Source organism: Actinophytocola sp. (genome assembly GCF_050699935.1).
Taxonomy (GTDB): domain Bacteria; phylum Actinomycetota; class Actinomycetes; order Mycobacteriales; family Pseudonocardiaceae; genus Actinophytocola.
The window spans coordinates 46,547-62,208 of the sequence record NZ_JBOHGB010000010.1 but is presented as its reverse complement, the minus strand read 5'-3'; the positions used below and the strand labels follow the sequence as shown (position 1 = coordinate 62,208).

16 protein-coding genes are annotated in these 15,662 nt (G+C 68.6%); 7 read left to right on the top strand and 9 right to left on the bottom strand.

Annotation, left to right across the window (positions count from 1 at the left end; all coding sequences use genetic code 11):
• Positions 1–72: 72 nt before the first annotated feature.
• Positions 73–633: a hypothetical protein gene (locus ACRDTB_RS06485; RefSeq protein ID WP_431429047.1), complete on the top strand. Its 561-nt coding sequence runs from the start codon at positions 73–75 to the stop codon at positions 631–633.
• 136 nt (positions 634–769) lie between these two features.
• On the opposite strand, the gene ACRDTB_RS06480 is transcribed toward ACRDTB_RS06485, so the two are convergent.
• Both ACRDTB_RS06480 and ACRDTB_RS06475 read right to left on the bottom strand, forming a co-directional pair.
• Positions 770–958: a phosphopantetheine-binding protein gene (locus ACRDTB_RS06480; protein ID WP_431429046.1), complete on the bottom strand. Its 189-nt coding sequence runs from the start codon at positions 956–958 to the stop codon at positions 770–772.
• A 39-nt stretch (positions 959–997) separates the two neighbouring features.
• Positions 998–1,441: an AMP-binding enzyme gene (locus ACRDTB_RS06475; RefSeq protein WP_431429045.1), complete on the bottom strand. Its 444-nt coding sequence runs from the start codon at positions 1,439–1,441 to the stop codon at positions 998–1,000.
• A gap of 413 nt (positions 1,442–1,854) precedes the next feature.
• On the opposite strand from ACRDTB_RS06475, the gene ACRDTB_RS06470 reads away from it, so the two are divergent.
• Both ACRDTB_RS06470 and ACRDTB_RS06465 read left to right on the top strand, forming a co-directional pair.
• Positions 1,855–2,124, top strand: coding sequence for a hypothetical protein (locus ACRDTB_RS06470; protein ID WP_431429044.1), 270 nt, complete (start codon positions 1,855–1,857; stop codon positions 2,122–2,124).
• On the top strand, positions 2,121–2,480 hold the full coding sequence (locus ACRDTB_RS06465; protein WP_431429043.1) for a type II toxin-antitoxin system PemK/MazF family toxin: 360 nt from the start codon (positions 2,121–2,123) through the stop codon (positions 2,478–2,480). The genes ACRDTB_RS06470 and ACRDTB_RS06465 overlap by 4 nt, the downstream gene beginning before the upstream one ends.
• Positions 2,481–2,789: 309 nt before the next feature.
• On the opposite strand, the gene ACRDTB_RS06460 is transcribed toward ACRDTB_RS06465, so the two are convergent.
• A complete protein-coding gene (locus tag ACRDTB_RS06460; protein WP_431429042.1) occupies positions 2,790–3,206 on the bottom strand; it encodes a hypothetical protein in 417 nt (138 codons plus the stop codon).
• Positions 3,207–3,782: 576 nt separating this feature from the next.
• Positions 3,783–4,514 carry a peptidoglycan-binding protein gene (locus ACRDTB_RS06455; RefSeq protein WP_431429041.1) on the bottom strand — a complete coding sequence of 244 codons (732 nt, stop codon included), beginning with the start codon at positions 4,512–4,514 and terminating at the stop codon, positions 3,783–3,785.
• 957 nt (positions 4,515–5,471) lie between these two features.
• On the opposite strand from ACRDTB_RS06455, the gene ACRDTB_RS06450 reads away from it, so the two are divergent.
• From ACRDTB_RS06450 to ACRDTB_RS06435, 4 genes are all read left to right on the top strand, one after another.
• Complete coding sequence (locus ACRDTB_RS06450) at positions 5,472–5,993, top strand: MmpS family transport accessory protein (protein ID WP_431429040.1); 522 nt, start codon at positions 5,472–5,474, stop codon at positions 5,991–5,993.
• An 82-nt stretch (positions 5,994–6,075) separates the two neighbouring features.
• On the top strand, positions 6,076–6,282 hold the full coding sequence (locus ACRDTB_RS06445) for a hypothetical protein (RefSeq protein WP_431429039.1): 207 nt from the start codon (positions 6,076–6,078) through the stop codon (positions 6,280–6,282).
• Positions 6,283–6,639: 357 nt separating this feature from the next.
• Positions 6,640–7,407, top strand: coding sequence for a PIG-L deacetylase family protein (locus tag ACRDTB_RS06440; protein WP_431429038.1), 768 nt, complete (start codon positions 6,640–6,642; stop codon positions 7,405–7,407).
• A 119-nt stretch (positions 7,408–7,526) separates the two neighbouring features.
• On the top strand, positions 7,527–7,703 hold the full coding sequence (locus ACRDTB_RS06435; protein ID WP_431429037.1) for a hypothetical protein: 177 nt from the start codon (positions 7,527–7,529) through the stop codon (positions 7,701–7,703).
• Between the two features lie 106 nt (positions 7,704–7,809).
• On the opposite strand, the gene ACRDTB_RS06430 is transcribed toward ACRDTB_RS06435, so the two are convergent.
• The 5 genes from ACRDTB_RS06430 to ACRDTB_RS06410 form a co-directional block, all read right to left on the bottom strand.
• Positions 7,810–8,154, bottom strand: a complete 345-nt coding sequence (locus tag ACRDTB_RS06430; RefSeq protein ID WP_431429036.1) for a hypothetical protein — start codon at positions 8,152–8,154, stop codon at positions 7,810–7,812.
• A 141-nt stretch (positions 8,155–8,295) separates the two neighbouring features.
• A complete protein-coding gene (locus tag ACRDTB_RS06425; RefSeq protein WP_431429035.1) occupies positions 8,296–10,545 on the bottom strand; it encodes a P-loop NTPase fold protein in 2,250 nt (749 codons plus the stop codon).
• A gap of 108 nt (positions 10,546–10,653) precedes the next feature.
• Positions 10,654–10,887: a hypothetical protein gene (locus ACRDTB_RS06420; protein ID WP_431429034.1), complete on the bottom strand. Its 234-nt coding sequence runs from the start codon at positions 10,885–10,887 to the stop codon at positions 10,654–10,656.
• A complete protein-coding gene (locus tag ACRDTB_RS06415) occupies positions 10,884–15,350 on the bottom strand; it encodes a DUF6531 domain-containing protein (protein ID WP_431429033.1) in 4,467 nt (1,488 codons plus the stop codon). The genes ACRDTB_RS06420 and ACRDTB_RS06415 overlap by 4 nt, the downstream gene beginning before the upstream one ends.
• Entirely contained in the window at positions 15,351–15,662 is a 312-nt protein-coding gene (locus ACRDTB_RS06410) for a type VII secretion target (protein WP_431429032.1), read from the bottom strand.

The window sequence follows — 15,662 nt, the reverse complement described above, 5'->3', positions numbered from 1 at the left end:
ACGGCGGGTCGCGGCGAGTCGGCGCGCCGCAGTGCATTAAGTTGATCACCCACCTACCGAAGGGAGCACGTGTTGCCCGTCGAGGACGTGTACTTTTTAGCGCTGCATGAACCCTATTCCGCGCCCGAGCACCCGGTTCCGATCGACGCGACCATCGTCCACGCCAGGACCTTGCTCCATTCCAGGCTTCCGCAACCCGACGGCGGGCTGATGTTCCGGTGCCTGACCGAGTTCCCGGACCGCACACAGGGCTGCGTCGTCCCGCTGTCGACGTTGACGTACGAGCTCGATGGTGGTGCGTTGTGGCATAAGATCGGTGACTGGGAGCGAGTCGTCGAGGAGGTCGTGCGACTTTCTCGGGAGCGCCGCTGCGACGCGATGCCGCTGGGCCTGAGCAGTCGGGCGACCGCCGTGCTCGGCAATGGTCCATATACGGAACACACCGTGCTCTACATCGACGGACCCCAGGAGAGGCTCGGCCCAGCGGATCGGCGAGCGGAGCTCGACACGCTGACCAGGCACGTCGAGGACTTCGTCTCGCGGGGCCCATTTCGGCCAGGTGCCGGCCTGATCCAGCCGCCATCCGAGCCCGAGGTGCTGCCCTACAGACCATACGACTACGGAAACAGGTGACGACTGCCTCGTCGTGATCATCCAGCAGCGATCAGAGCGCTGAAATCGCGAAGACAGCAACGCAGTGATGTAGCACTGCGTGCGGTGTTGCGGAGGTCCCACGGAACCCTCGCGCTGATCACGCTCCTCCCCCACCTCATCGAGCGGAGAGCCGCGCCGTCAGCTGCGCGACCGTGGGGTTGTCGCGCACCGTGCGGACATCGACGTCGGCACGCAGCACCGACCGCACGCGGCTCACTATCCTTGTCGCCAGCGGCGAATGCCCGCCGAGATCGAAGTCGTCGTCGGGACCTACCTCCGGCAGCCCGCTGCTCGTCGTCACCACGATCGGGAGCCGGGAGCGACTTCCAGTCGACCTTGCCGTTCAGGTGACCGGCAGCTCGGCCACACACACGAAGTCGGCGGGCACCAAGTAGTCCGACAGCCGGTCGGCCGAGAGTCGTCGCAACGCTTCCGGTTCGATCGCCGCGCCTTCCGCCGGCACGTAGTAGGCCACCAACCGCTTGTCCCCCGGCCGGTACTCGTGCACCGTCACCGCGGCGTGCCGCACGTCCGCACACGACGCCAGCACGGCCTCGACCTCACCCGGCTCGACGCGGAAACCCCGAACCTTCACCTGGTCGTCGGCACGTCCCAGGAAGACCAACCCCGTCTCGCCGTTCCGGCGCACGATGTCCCGCCGATGTGGTGGTCGCCATGACCGCGGCACCTGCCCGATCTTCCCCGGGAGGACTTCGAGTCCGTCCGCCCGGTGTGCGACGAGATCGACCTTGAGGTGCTCGACGCGTATCGCAGCAGGCAGACGCACCCATCAAAGCTGCGCTACGGCACGAGGTCGAGCCGTGTGGGTAGCGCGTCGCACACTCAATTGCCCCATGGCTTCCGCTAGCCGGCCCGCGGGATCCGCGGCGTCTCGCGACGGCATGTGGTGAGACCGTCGCGAGCCCGCTGCTGCTCGGCGTCGCCGATCTCGATTGCTCTGGCGAGTGTGCGATATCCCGAAGTCGCTGGGGTTTCTCGGCTTCGCCACGGCGATCGCCTGCGGTCTGGAGTGCGTGTCGGTACCTCTGCATGCCGGCCGAGCTTCGCACAGGTGAGTCCCGGTTGCCGCGTGCGCCGGCTTCACCGTCCGTGTCACCGGTGCGCCGGTACAGGTCAACCAGGTCGGCTCGCGTAGTGTCCAACCCAGCAACGTCTATAGCATCGACTATACTGGGGTCTATGGCGACGACATCGATGCAGCTGGACAGCGAGTTACGGAACGAGCTGGCGATGATCGCGGAGCGCGACTTCCAGGGTGTGGCGTTGGGTGAGGCGGTCCGGCGGCTGGTCAAGGAGCATCAGATCAACCGGATCATGCAACGGTACGAGGAACTACGTGCTGACCCTGAGGAGTGGGCCGGCTACCAGGCCGAAGCGCGACTGACCGACCAGGTCGTCGGTGACGGCCTACCCGATGCTGGGGAGGAGTACCCGGAGTACCGCCGGTGAGTCGACGGCTGCGTGTCGCGCCGTGGCAGGTGTGGCTGGTGGACTTCGGCCAGCCGATCGGACACGAGCAGGGCGGTCTGCGGCCCGCTGTGGTGGTGGGCTCGTCGGTCCACTGCCGTTTTCCCATCGACATGGCGATCGTCGTGCCGCTGACCACCCGCGACCGCGGCTTGGACCACCACGTGCGCATCGACTCCGCTGGATCCGGGCTCCTCCGGCCAAGTTGGGCGCGCACCGAAGAGGTCATTACCGTCTCCACCCAACGGTTCACCCGCTCCCAGCCACTCGGCACCGCCTCGGCCGCTGAGATCGCCAAGCTCACGGAGTGGCTCCGCGAAATGGTCGCCTTCGGCTGACTCTCCGGTCCTGGAGGCCGACCGGTTACCTCCTCCGGCGTACGTGCATCCGGCCAACGGAAACGGCGTCCGCCGCCACGCATACTGGTGTCCGCACAGTTGCGGGCCGACCCGGGCAGTGACCTGGAGCGTGAACCGTCTCATCGCGTCGCCAGGTGCGGGAGCGGCTGATCGGCGCGCTCATCCCTGACGCGCTCGGTCCCGGTGACGGTCCGGCCGGCTGTGTTGCCGGCGCTTCGCCGGCTGGACAACCTCGACCCGGCGGCGTTGCTGGTGTCGACGCGCAGGATGGACCGCGCTCGGGCGTGTTCATTTGCGGATCCAGCTGCGCGAGCTCGGCTGGAACCCCGGCAGTCGGGTGGACACGGACACGATGCACGGCTGATCCTCATCGCCGCCACAGGTCGCGCATGGTCTTGCCGACGACGTGGCGGGCGCGGTGGTGCCGGGCGGCCTCGACCAGCAGCCGCCGCGCATGGGTGTTGCCCGTTTGGTGATCGGGCCCCGGACCCGCGCCGTCCCGGAGGACAACTCGCTGGGCACCAGGCGGCAGCCCAGACGCCGCACGAACGGGGTGAACTCGCTGTGGGCGGCCATGGCCGCGATCGCCTCGTCGAGCCGGTCGCGGCGTGCTTGGACGGTGAGCACGGCGTCGTAGTCCGACTCGAACGTCATCTGCACCGTCGGGCCGGGGAACCGCTGACGGCGCAACCATGCCGTGGGCACCGGTCCAAGTGGACCGCGTCCCGAGCGTCGGTCTTTACCCGATCACCCGACGACCGCCCTTTACCCGATCACCCGACGACCGCCGCAGTTTCGAGGGCGTCGCGACCACACACCGGATCCCCACCGCAGACAAGGCGCGGGCCAACCCGAACCCGGTCGGGCCAGGCCGCTCCCCCGTCGACACCCACGGGCTCGGCCCGACTGGCCGCGAACAGCCCGATACGGATGATGGACGGCTATTGGTGAACGGGCCGATCGTGCTGTTTCCCGACTGAACGAGCAGCCATCACAGCGAGGAGGTGTGGTACCTGCTCGCCGGCACGCTGACCGTAGTCACGGTGGCAGCGGATGGACGGGAGACCATACATGAGCTTGACCCCGGCGACGCACACGTCGTCCAGCTCGGCCGGTCACACGCCGGCCAAGCCGGCCGATTCGGAGCACGGCTCATCGTGGTCGCGGTTCGGCCAGAACCATAAGACTCCACCCAGGTGCCACGATCGACCGAGTACATCGATTCGCACGGACACTGTCGCACCCGACGCGACTGCCACGTTCACCGCGACCACAGCATGTTCAGCCGCGTTTGTACCTCTCCCACCACGTGAACGCCACGCGATACTGCTCCGGCGTGTTGTCCGGAGCGTGGTTGGCCAGCCCGTTCCTGCCGAAGTAGTGGTCGTGGACCTGGTTGCGGGCGGGCCGGGACATGTCCGGGTCGGAGATACCGTTGGCGTGGATGTGGTACGCGAACCCGTCATCGGGTGTGCGCAGCCATGCCGCGAACCCGACGGTGCGCAGCGCACGGACGGTCTGCCACCGCTGGGTCATGCTCATGCTGCTCACACTGATGTCGACCACCCCGCCACCGTCGTGGGTGCCTGCCGAGTCGGGGTTGCCCGGCGTGTAGGACCCTTGCGTCAGGGTCAGGCTCCAGGAGAGCATGCCGTCCGCCGCCCGCAGCATGTCGGCGGTCCGGGTGTTGACCCTTTTGCCGCCGTAGGAGTCGGTGCGGGAGCCGGCCGTTACCGGCCGCGTCACGTCGAACCGGCCGGAGCCCAGCTGGATCAGCGAGGTGCGACCCGGGACGCCGTTGGCGTCGAGGCCTTCGAAACCCAGGCTGCGCTGCCACGCGGCATACGCATCCAACGTCGCGGTACCGAAATGGCCGTCGGTCTGAGCCGTGGCGAGCAAGCCCTTCGCCCGCAGCGCCTGCTCCACCGTGAGCACATGCTCCTCGGCGCCGGGCGTGGTACCCGTGCCCGACTTCGGCGGATCCACCTGGCAGGCAACCAACACCATCTCCATGTCCACCACCGCCAACGCCCTGGTAGTCGGGGTGGCCGCACGGGCCGCAACCTGTGTGCCAACCAACGCCGGCACCACCAGCACCGCCCCGGCTGCGACACCACGAGAGAGCAACCGGCGCCTCGAGTAGATCGCACTCCCATCCGGTGACTGAACCATCAGCACACTCCGTTCGCTCAGATCCACGGTCATGGTGGCAACCCCGCGTATAAAACACGTACAAACGGGCGGCCGCCGACAGTGTTGTCAACCGCGTCGCCCCCACAACGGGCTCAACGCCCCAGCCGATCTCCCAAGCTCGCTGCGACGTCCGCGACTACGAACGCCAACCCTGAATGTCTCATGTGGACATGGCGTCCGCGATGAGGTCGTCCCAGCGTGAGGTGACTGATTCCGCACACTCCGTAGGAGGCGGTCGACCAACGTGAGACTGCGTGAGTCGCGGGTCGACGTGCCTGTTTCGGCTGCCGCTCGCGCCGCCGTCGTGGCCTGCCGGGAACGTTTCCTGGTGCTGTTTGGCATCGAGCATGCAAGCCCTCCCGCGGACATACGGCGGTAATCGGAAGTTGTGACTGTCACGGCCCGTGCGCTCGCGACCCGCCGCCACCTTGGCCCGCTCTGGGCCTGGCAGCGACCCCGGATACGACAATCTCGCCCGCACCGCGACGCGGCGAACGTAGACCTCGAGCAGGGCATTCGGCGGCTGTCGAACTACCGCCGGCAGGAGCCTGGGAATCCGTACGTGGGTGCGGTTACATCGAGCCCAGCACGTGTCCATCCCGCGTGGACGTGGGTGCGCAGCCGCCAGGACCGCAGGGTGCGTGCCCATCCGGATGTCCAGAACGCGACGCTGACGGTCCGTACCGCGACATGCACGGCGTCGGCCCGGCCGCACAGGCGTCGTTGGTCGACTGACTCAGCCCCGCGATTCCAGTTCATTGAGAAGGACGACAAGGCATGCAGCCAGGCTCTGGTCATGGTGTTCCCGATCCGAACCAACCGCAGGTGCCGAATCAACAATTCCCGCTACGGTTTCCGAGCGGGCCGCCGCGCAAGAGCAACCTGCCGTTGATCATCGGCGCGATAGTGGCGGTCGTGGTTGTCGGTGTCGCCTCGGTGCTGTTCTTCACCCTCCCCGGCGGCGAGGACAACAACGCCGACAACACGGGCGACAGCAACGAGCTCGAGAAGTCAACTTCCGCCGCTCCGACGAACAGCATCACCTATGAGATCACCGGCACCTCAGAGTCGCCGCCGACCGTTGTCTACACCGGATCCGACGCCAAGGACTTCGAGAAAACGGTCAGCAGTTTGCCGTGGTCGGTGACGGTAGACTCGGCGCCGGATGACAGGCGTGCTCGTCGTCGCGGTCGGGATTGCCGTTCTGGTGACGCCGAGCACGACGGCGAATCCTCGCGGGGGTCGGGCGCTCGCCGGCCTGGAGTCGGCGGGCACGGTGTACGCGCCGACGTCCGGTGATTCCACGGCCGCCTTCGACGTGCCGGACGTCAAGTGGCCCGCCCGGCGTGACCCCACCAGGGCACTCCGCGGGGGATCTTTCGTGGATCGAGTGGGGCGCCGAGCGCCGGGCGAGATCGTGGACGGCCAGGACTACCTGACCACGTTCTCGGTGTACTCCGATGACATCGGCCAGACGGGTCAGTTCTTCCAGATCGACGCGCCGGGCCTCTTCACCGCTTCGCCGAGGGACCAGTGTGCACAGGAGGCCACCGTGTGGTGTCAGGCCGCGGCATTTCGTCTACAGTAGACGGACGATGAGGCCTGGGTGCTCGCGCTACCGTGGGTTCACGACGGCGTGGGCAGCGATGCCCGGTGGCCGCACTCGTTGCTTCGGCGGCGCGGCCGAGTGGAGCCGTGTCCCCTTACTGGGACTTGGCCTGTATTGAAGTCGGCTGTGACGGCCTGATCCAGTAGGCCTGTTCCGAGTTCCCGGAAGTCAACCTGGACTATCGCCGCCGCGAGCCGCCGATCGCGGTCGGTCTGGGCCGCTTCTGACCTGATCGGGGCGTTTCCCAGCGTTCGGGAACAGTCGGTTCGGAATCAGTCGCCATACCGACAGTCGTGCGTCCGGCTCTGCTCGGGGCGCGAGGTGCAAGCTGTAAGCATGACTGAGTTGCTGCCTGCCCTGCCTGACGAGTCCTTCCAGCGCGTACTCTGCGTCGTCGCGCACCCGGACGACATGGAGTACGGCACCTCCGCCGCCGTCGCGCGCTGGACCGCGCGCGGAGTCGACGTCGGCTACCTGCTGCTCACCCGCGGGGAAGCCGGTATGCCGAACCCGCCGGAGGAGACCGCACGCCTGCGTCTCGCCGACCAGCGGGCCGCGTGCGCGGCCGTCGGCGTCAAGCACCTCACCGTGCTCGAACACCCCGACGGCATGCTGGTATACGGCCTGGATCTGCGCCGCGACATCTGTCAGGAGATCCGCCGGTTCAAGCCGGATGTCGTGATCGGCGGTGGGTTCGAGGTCGAGACGTCGATGGGTTTCGACCAGTCCGATCACCGTGCCGCCGGTCTGGCGACGGTCGACGCGGTGCGCGACGCCGGCAACCGGTGGGTCTTCGCCGAGCAGATCGACGACGACGGCCTCGAACCGTGCGACGTGCGCTGGATCATCATCCCCGGAATCGCCGGCGGACTCGACGCGACCCACGGTGTGGACGTCACCGGTGAGCCACTGCGGCGCGGGATCGCGTCACTGGAGGCACATGCCGGGTACCTGGCCGCGCTCCCGGACCATCCCGCGCCGGCGGACTTCATCCCGAAGATCCTTGCGATGAACGGGAAGCGGCTGGGGGTCGAGCACGCGGTGCTGTTCCGAGCCCACGACCTGCAGGCGCCACCGGCGTTCCTCACCGAAGCCACCACCTGACGACCGGACCAACGCTGTCACCGGCTGGCCAGGCTCGCCGGTGCTGAAGAACCCGGCCAACCGACACCGGGCGGTCGGCCTCACCGCCGAGCAGTGGCACTACGCGTTCGCCAACACACGTGCAGCGATCGAACGCCAAGCACTACAAGTCGAACACCGTCACCGAGATCAAAGAGTACGAGGGCAAGGCGCACCTGCTGCCCGCGCAGAAGGGCTGTGAGGAGGTCGCCGACTACGCACTCGCCTGGGCGGTCGAGCACGCCGGCTGGCCGAGCGCCCAGGCCAGCGGCACGTGAAGGACTCGCGCCTCACGCACATCGGCCGCCCCACGGTGCTAATGCTCGTCGAGGAACCGCTGAACATCATCGGCGTAGCGGTCCTTCGCGACCGCTGAACCGACGATCACGATGTAGCTGCCAAAGCTGGCAAGGGAGGTGATCGGGCTGGCGGTCCTGGGTCCGGTTCGGCCTGGGTCGGGCAACCGGCGACCAGGTCGATCACCCCTGTCAGGGTGTCAGCCGGCGCCTCGCTGATCCGCACGATCGCCGTCGCCACGTCGCAAAGGCCGATCATCGGCACCGGAAGACCGCCCACGATCACCTCGTGTCCGGAGGCCGGCCACAGGTGCAGGTAGGCGACTTCGTCGGTCGGGTCGATTACCCAGCCGAGCCGCAGATCGTCGCGTTCACCGGGGCGAGAACCGCACGTACGCCCCGGTGGGGGGCCATCCGCGTCGGCGGCCAGCACGGCCGTGGAGCTGAGGCAGACGAAGCGAGTGCCCGGGGCGACGTAATCCGGACGGGATCTGGCCGGGTCGCTGGGCGCGAGCTCAAGCTCAGGTGACGTCGAGGCGTACGGATCGTGTGACTGCTGACGATCGCGGACACCCTAGTCGTCACGCGGTCCTTCGGAGGGCGCCGCCATCATGACCCTCGCCTCGCGCACCGACCACACCAGTCGCCAGGCGACCTGCGGGTCGACGCTCAGCTGGGCCCTGGCCCGGGCGAGCGATTCGAGCTCCGCGCCGAGTCCCGACGGGCCGAGCGCGTTGCCGAAGATCTCCCGGACAGTCGCGCAGAACAGCAGGAAGCACGCGCTCTGCCACCGCACGCTCCGCAGCTCGGTGACCGTCTCCTTGGGCCGCAGCTTCTCCGCCAGCGCCACCTGCTGCCCGGGTGTGCGCGCGTCCGGGACGGTCACGAGGTCGGCGACGTAGTCGCTCCGCTCGGCGGAGTCGTCGCACCGGTGCACGGCGGCCATGAACGCGTGCGTCTTGCGATCCAGCTCTCGATCGAGCAGCGCCTCGGTCACGTACTCGAGGTCGCCGCGGTCGTCCTCGGCGACGATGTCGACCAGTTCGGTCGTCGCGCGGCGCAGCTCGCGTGGCAGTCCGCCGGACAGGCAGTGCAACAGGTACGTGAACTGTTCCGGCACGTCGCGCAGCCGCCGCGACAGCCAGCGCCGGCTCTCGGCCAGCGTGAAGTTGTCCACGCGTACGATCTGGGTGAACGCGCTGTCGAACGCGTCCCGCACGGGGATCCCGCGCCGCTCGAACGCCGACAGCGCGTCTTCTGAGACGGACACGAGGAAAAGGCAGTTCGGGATCCCGAAGATGCCTTTGACGTCGTTGACGAGTGCGTGCGCCTCGGCCGGGTCGTCCACCTTGTCGAGCTCGTCGATCGCGATGATCACCTGGTCGATGACTCCCGCGTTGCTCAGCGTGGTCGCGGTTCGCTCCGCGAACCGGCGGAAGTCCGCTACCACCTCCGGGTGGGTGCGGTTCTGCTCGGCTCGTGCGATCGCGGCGTTCCACCCGGCCTCCGCCTTGAGCGGGAGGCCGATCTTGCCGGACCACCCGCTGGTATAGGTCTGGAGGAAGCGGATGCTCCGCAGCTGCTCGAACGCCTCCGCTCGCAACCGCACGGCCCACGGGTAGGTGCTCGCGCGGCGGAGGCGTTGGAGACGGATCGCGCCGCCGTCGAGCACCATCGCCAGCCCGACCGGGACAAGGCAGAGCACCGCGAGCACCACCGCGACGGCGACGAGGCCCGCGACGTCGACGAGGACCAGCGCGATCTGAGCCCGTCCGCTGGTCACTGTGCCGAGGCTGAACACGCCGCGCTGATCCAAGGGCTCGCCCATCGCGGCGGTGAACCCGGTTCCGAGCAGGGCTGCCGCCCCCAGCAGTGACGCGAACAGGAGCACCACGGCCGCGGGCCACTTCAGTACCCGCCAGGTCGGCGGGCGTCGGCGCACCTCCTGCCCGGGCAGGAGCAGCAGCGGACTGGTGTGCGCGACCACCTCGTTGCACAGGAGCGCGTGCAGGTGCAGCACGAAGTCTCTGCCCTCGTACTTCGACGGCGCGGCCGCGATCACCGGCAGCGGCGGGGCCGCGAGCGGGGCGCTGAACATGCCGTCCGCGATCGCGCGGATCGTCGTCGTCTTTCCCACACCGCGTGGTCCCGCGATGCCGACCGCCTCGGCGGTCGAGCGGCCGAGGATCCTCCTGAGCTGGTTGCCCGCCGTCGTAACGACCGTCGGCGCCTCCCGGTCATCGTCGTCGTGGCGCGCCCGGGCCACTGACAGCTCGGTGCCGTACAGCGGTTCCCCCTGCTCGGCGAGGTACTGGCGAATCTCGGGCAGGACGATGGTGCGCAGGACCTCCGACTCCCAGAGGCGCGAGTCACGGGTCAGCCGGACGCCTTTGTAGATCCCGTACACGGCGCCACTCGCCAGCCGAACAGACAGTGCCAGGACTGCGGCCCCGCCGGCGATCGCGAACAGCACCAGCCCGAGCGGCATGCGGGGAACGGCCGTCAACGACAGGCTCCCGTAGCCGAACGCGATGATCACAGCGAGCAGTGGCTGGGCGGCGGGCGGCAACACGGTGATCCACCGCCGGCGACGCAGCGGGGCAGTCCACAGCCGTTCACTGTCCGACCCAATGGCCACCGCCGCCTGGTGCGCCCAGTCCCGGGCCGAGCGGTACCGCGCCATGACGCCTGGCTTGTTCCGGATGGCGCGGGCGACCTCGATCCCAGGGATCTTCAGTTCCCTGAGCTGCTCGACGACCTCCTCATGTTCGAGCGCGCTGGCGATCACGGAGTCCAGTTCACGCCGCAACGTAAGGTCGTCCACGGTGCGTGAAGATACGGCGAACCAGGCGCGGGTTGGGCTGGTCCGGGAAACTCTGGTCGCGCCGGCGCTCCGAGGGAACGAACGCACACCGCCGCTGGGTGCGTCTGGTCAGATTCGCTGGTTGGGATTGCACCAGCCGGTCAGGAAGTCCAGCACATCGAGCACGACGTCGTCCTCGTCGTCCCGGCCCGCATCAGCGAGCCTGACATGAAATGCTTCCAGCCGTTGCCGCAGCGCCTCGCGATCGGCGCCACCGTCGACCAGTTCTCCGACCTTGTCGGACAGCCGCCTGAGTGGGTCCGGCGACGCGAGCGCCTGCTCGAAGTCTTCCTCCCAGGTCATGGGTCCACCCTATTCCAGCTGCCCGCGGTCGACTCGATCAGACTTTGGTACTCCTCGTAGGTCATCGTCCTGGACGGTTCGATCACGCCGTGCCCCGATGTCGGGCTGTCGCGACGGTAGGCCAGCCCCTCCGGTAGGTCGTCGGGATCGATCGACCACACGGGGTCCCTTCCGGTGCCGCCGAACTCCGGGGGACGGCGGTGCGACGGCAGGTTGTTCGCAGTCTCGGGCGCGATCGAGATGCCACCGCCGCCAGGATGGACCATGCCGTCGGCGTCTGGGGTGACGTCGGTTCCGGGACGGGCACCCAATGTCCGCGCGGACGGCCCCGTCCTCGGCAGGTCGCCCTCGGTCCGCATGCCCCGGTACAGGTTGTACGGCGCGAGACCGAGCGGGTCGAACGACGCGGTCGGGTTGCTGACGTACGCCTGTGGGTTCGGCGCGGGCGCCAGGCCGAGCGGGTCGTTGCTCAGGTACCGGGCGCTCGCCGGATCGTAGTAGCGGTGGTAGTTGTAGTTGAGCTGAGTCTCCTGGTCGAAGTACTGCCCAGGGAAGCGCAGCGGGGTAGCGACCTCGCCGGCCGGCGTGGCCGGTGCGGCGCCCCACAGGGTGTCCTGCGACCGCCAGGCCAGCGCGCCGCTCCAGTCCACCAGTTCGGTCGGCGTGCCGACCAGGTCGGTGACGATCGCGTAGAACCGCTCGTCGACCGACTCCCGTTCGAGCTGGCTGACCGGGCGGAAACCACCGGGTTCCCAGTCCCACACCGTCGTGCGCGAACTGTGCGTCTGCTCGGCGAGCACCTCACCGTCCCAGGCGAAGTCGACCCGCTCCACGACCGCCGCGCCGTCGAGCCGCTCCTTGGCGATGCGGCGGCCGAGCGGGTCGTACCGGTATCGCCACTGTTGACCATCCGGGGTGACCACCCCGACCAGCCGGCTCTCGGCATCCCAGGCGTAGTGCCAGTTTCGCGCGCTGCTCGACAGGGTCTTGTGCTGGCGCAGCACCACCCGACCCTCGGCGTCGTGCTGGTAGCGAACGTTCCCGGCCTGCCGGATCAGGTTTCCGGCGTAGCTGCGGTCCCCGACCGCGTCATCCTCGCGTGCGGGCCACCCGGCCACAGTGATGTTGCCGGACGCGTCGTAGGAGTACCGCTCGGTCCAGTCACGACCGCGGACCGCGGTGACCCGGCCGATCGGGTCGACGTCGTACTCCCTGAGACCGGCCAGCTGGTCGACGACCGCCGCCACGTTGCCGTCCAGGTGATACCGGTACGAGCGACGCTGGATCAGCCCCGGTCCTCGGTCGCCGTCCGGTGTCGTCAGCGCCTGTGTGGTCAACCGGTGATTGGCGTCCCAGGTCTGGGTGAGCGTCGCGCCCACGCCGAGGTGACGCTCGATCTCCCGGCCCGCGGCGTCGTACCCGAACCGCAGCGTGCGACCGGCCGTGTGCAAAGCGACCGGCTGGTTGTTCTCGTCGTACTCCCACACGCTTTCCGCGCCGGACGGGGTGACCCGATGTGTCCGCCGGCCCCTGACGTCGTAACTGGAGCGGACCGTTCTGCCGTTGCAGGTTTCGGCGACCACCCGACCGAACGCGTCGCGCTCGAAGACCAGCTCGGCGTCGGCGTTCACCGCCCGCGTCATCCGACCGGCCGGGTCATACTCGAAGCTGGTCAGCGCGTCGCCTGCGCGCCGCTCCACCACCCGGCCGAACGGGTCCCTCCGGAAGCTCACGGTTTGGCCAGCGCCGTTGGTGCGCTCGACGACCTGCCCAGCCGCGTCGTACCGGTAGGTGAGCTCGCGGCCGTCGAAGTCGACCTCGCGGACCACCCGCCCCGCCGAGTCGTAGGAGTACCGCCACACCAGACCCCGGGGGTCGGTGACGGCGGTGACGCGCAGCTCGGTGTCATAGGCGAACTCGAGGCGAGCGCCGTCCGGACCGGTGTGCGCGACCGGCAAGTCGAAGTGACTGATCTCGGTCCTGCTGACCCGGCCCATCGCGTCGACGCGTTCCTTGGCGTTGCCCTCCCCGTCGTAGGACCACCGTTCGGTGGCGCCGTCGGGCAGGACGCGCATCGCCGGCCGGCCCTCGACGGTCCAGCCGAACCGGGTGACCCCGCCGACCGGGTCGGTGATGGCCGAGACTCTGCCGAACGCGTCGCGGTCGAACCGGGTGGTCGCGCCCTTTCCGGTGGTGACCACGACCGGCAGCCCCGCTGCGTCGGTCTGGTACCGACGGATTCTGCCGGTCACGTCGGTGGTCGTGAGCAGCTGACCGCTCTCGCCGTAGGTGTATGTCGTCCTGCCCTGGGTGGGGTCGACGACCGCGGTGAGGTTGCCGCGCTCGTCGTACTCCTGGTGCCACACCGCTTCGTCCGGGTCGACGACGGTGATCGGGAGGCCGAGATCGTTGTACTCGGCTGTGGACCTCGTCCCGTCCGGCCGAGTGCTCACGACGAGGTGGCCGGCCTCGTCATAGGTGTAGTCGTACCGGCGACCGAGTGGATCGGTTCGGGACACCAGCCGATGGTGGCCGTCCCACTCGAACAGGGTCTCGTCGCCGAGCGGGTCGACCTCGCGCACGATCTGCGACTGGTCGTTGAGGTGGTAGGTCGTGACGTTGCCGAGCGAGTTGGTCGACCGGGTGATCCGGTTCCGGTCGTCGTACTCGAACGTGTAGCTCAGGCATCCGTCCCGGCCCGTACCGCGGACGCACCGGCCCTCGGCGTCGTAGGCGAACCGATACCACATGCCGTTGCGGTCTTCCCACCGCGTGATGCGACCGTCTTGGTCGTACTCGAACCGCATGGACTGGCGCGACGAGTTGACCACCTCGACGAGCCGGCCCGCTTCGTCGTACCGGTAGTTAGCGAGCGGCAGGCCGGGACCGCTGTCCTGGTCGAGCAGGCGCAACGCGCTGATCCGGCTCGACTCGGTCTGCACGGCGATCCGGTAGCCGCCGGAGTGGCGGATTTGGACCGGTGCGCCGTCGGCGTCGTAGTCGACGTCGATCCGGTTGCCGTTGCGGTCGCTGATCGCGGATATCGGCAGCTGGACACCGGCTCGCGGTGCGAAATGCAGCGTCCGGTCGTCAGCGCTGATCGTGAATCCACCGTCGTCGGTGCGGGACAACGGCATCGGGGTCCCCTGAACCGGGAGCACCGAGCCGATCTCGCCCGGGATCGGGTACTTCAGCAGCATGCCGTCGTCCGCGGCGAAGTGCACGGCGTCCGTGGTGACCTCGACCTTCTGGTCCAAAGTGGACGACCAGGACGCGCCGAACCACCTGCCGGCGCGGTAGTCCGACCGGTGTGCGCGGACAAAGGTCAGCGGTAGCTTGCCGGCAAGCTCGAAGTCGACCATCGTCTGGAACATCCGACCGGTCGCGAGGTCGATCGGGTCGCCGCCTCTGGGCGTGCTCTCGTTGGTTCTGGAATTCGCGCTGGGGTTGGTGTTGTTGTCCGCGACGCTGCTCGGCGAGCTGGACCCGTTGGGGGAGGTCGTCGTGTCGGGGGAACTCGTGCCGCTCGGGGTCGTGCCAGGACTGTCCGGGGAGCTCGGGCCGTCCGGACCTCTGGTCGTCGGGGCGTCCGGAGTGCTCGAAGGCGTGGTGGGGGCGCTCGGAGTGGTCGGCGTATCCGGGATGCTGGACGGGGTGGTGGGCGCGACGTTCGGCGCGTTCGGGGTCGACGGGGCGTCGGCACCACGCATCAGTGTCGACAGCTTGCCGATGATCTCGTCGAGCTTGGTGACGACGTTGCGGATCAGCGGCGACACGTTGCCGATCGTCTTGATCAGCTTGCGGATGAAGGTGGAGACCGTGTTGATCGTCTTGGTGATCGCGGAGACCGCCTGCGCCACGACCACCGGAGTGGCGAAGCCCAGCGACGCGGCGATCTCCGCGGCCCACGCGATCAGCCGGCCGACCAGCTCGGCGATGATCTCCCGCACGAGCTCGCGGACCGCGGCGACGACCTCGCCCATGATCGCGACACCGGTGGAGATGCCGCCGGCCAGCGAGGAGGCGCCGCTGAGCGCGTCGGCCACCTCCGCGCCGTGCGCGCGGTAGCTGTCGGCCGCCTGGCCGGTCCAGCCGGAGGTGCCGGAGTTGACCTCGTTGAGGAACTCCTGGGTGATGGCGCTGACCTCTTCGGCCACGTTCGCCCACGTCTCGCTGAACGCCCGGATCTCCGGCGGGTCACCGGCCAGCCAGTCCAGTGCCTCCTTCAGCGGCTGGAAGTGCTCGATGATCCAGCCGACCCCGTAGGACAGCAACGTGCCGACCGGGTCGATCACCATGGACAGGACCTCGAGGCCCACGCCGGCGGCGCCCAGCCCCGCCTCCACCCACGATCCGTCCGACACCCCGTTGGCGAGGTCCATCGCCGACTCGGCGATACCGATCCCGGTGGCCGCGTTGGTCGTCTCGACCGGCGCGGCGACGAGCGGGTTCCCCTCCGGCATCTACATCTCCCCCTCGATGCCGCGGAACTCGGCGGCCTCGCCGGTGTCCGTGCCGGTGTAGGAGGTGGCCGTGTCCCGGACCTTCCGCGCGGTGTCGCTCAGCGCGTCACTCCCCTGTTCCAGCGCTGACACGCCCTTCTCCTCGAACGGCTGGAGCAGCAACGCGAACGGCTGACAGATGACCCCGAACGCCTCGTTGTTCATCGTGACCTGGTTGGCCGCGTCCCGGGCCGTACGGAACCGCTCGACGAACCCGTCGAGCTTGCCCGCGTGCGTGGCCAACTCGTCGGGGAGAACCTCGTAGCCGTCCAC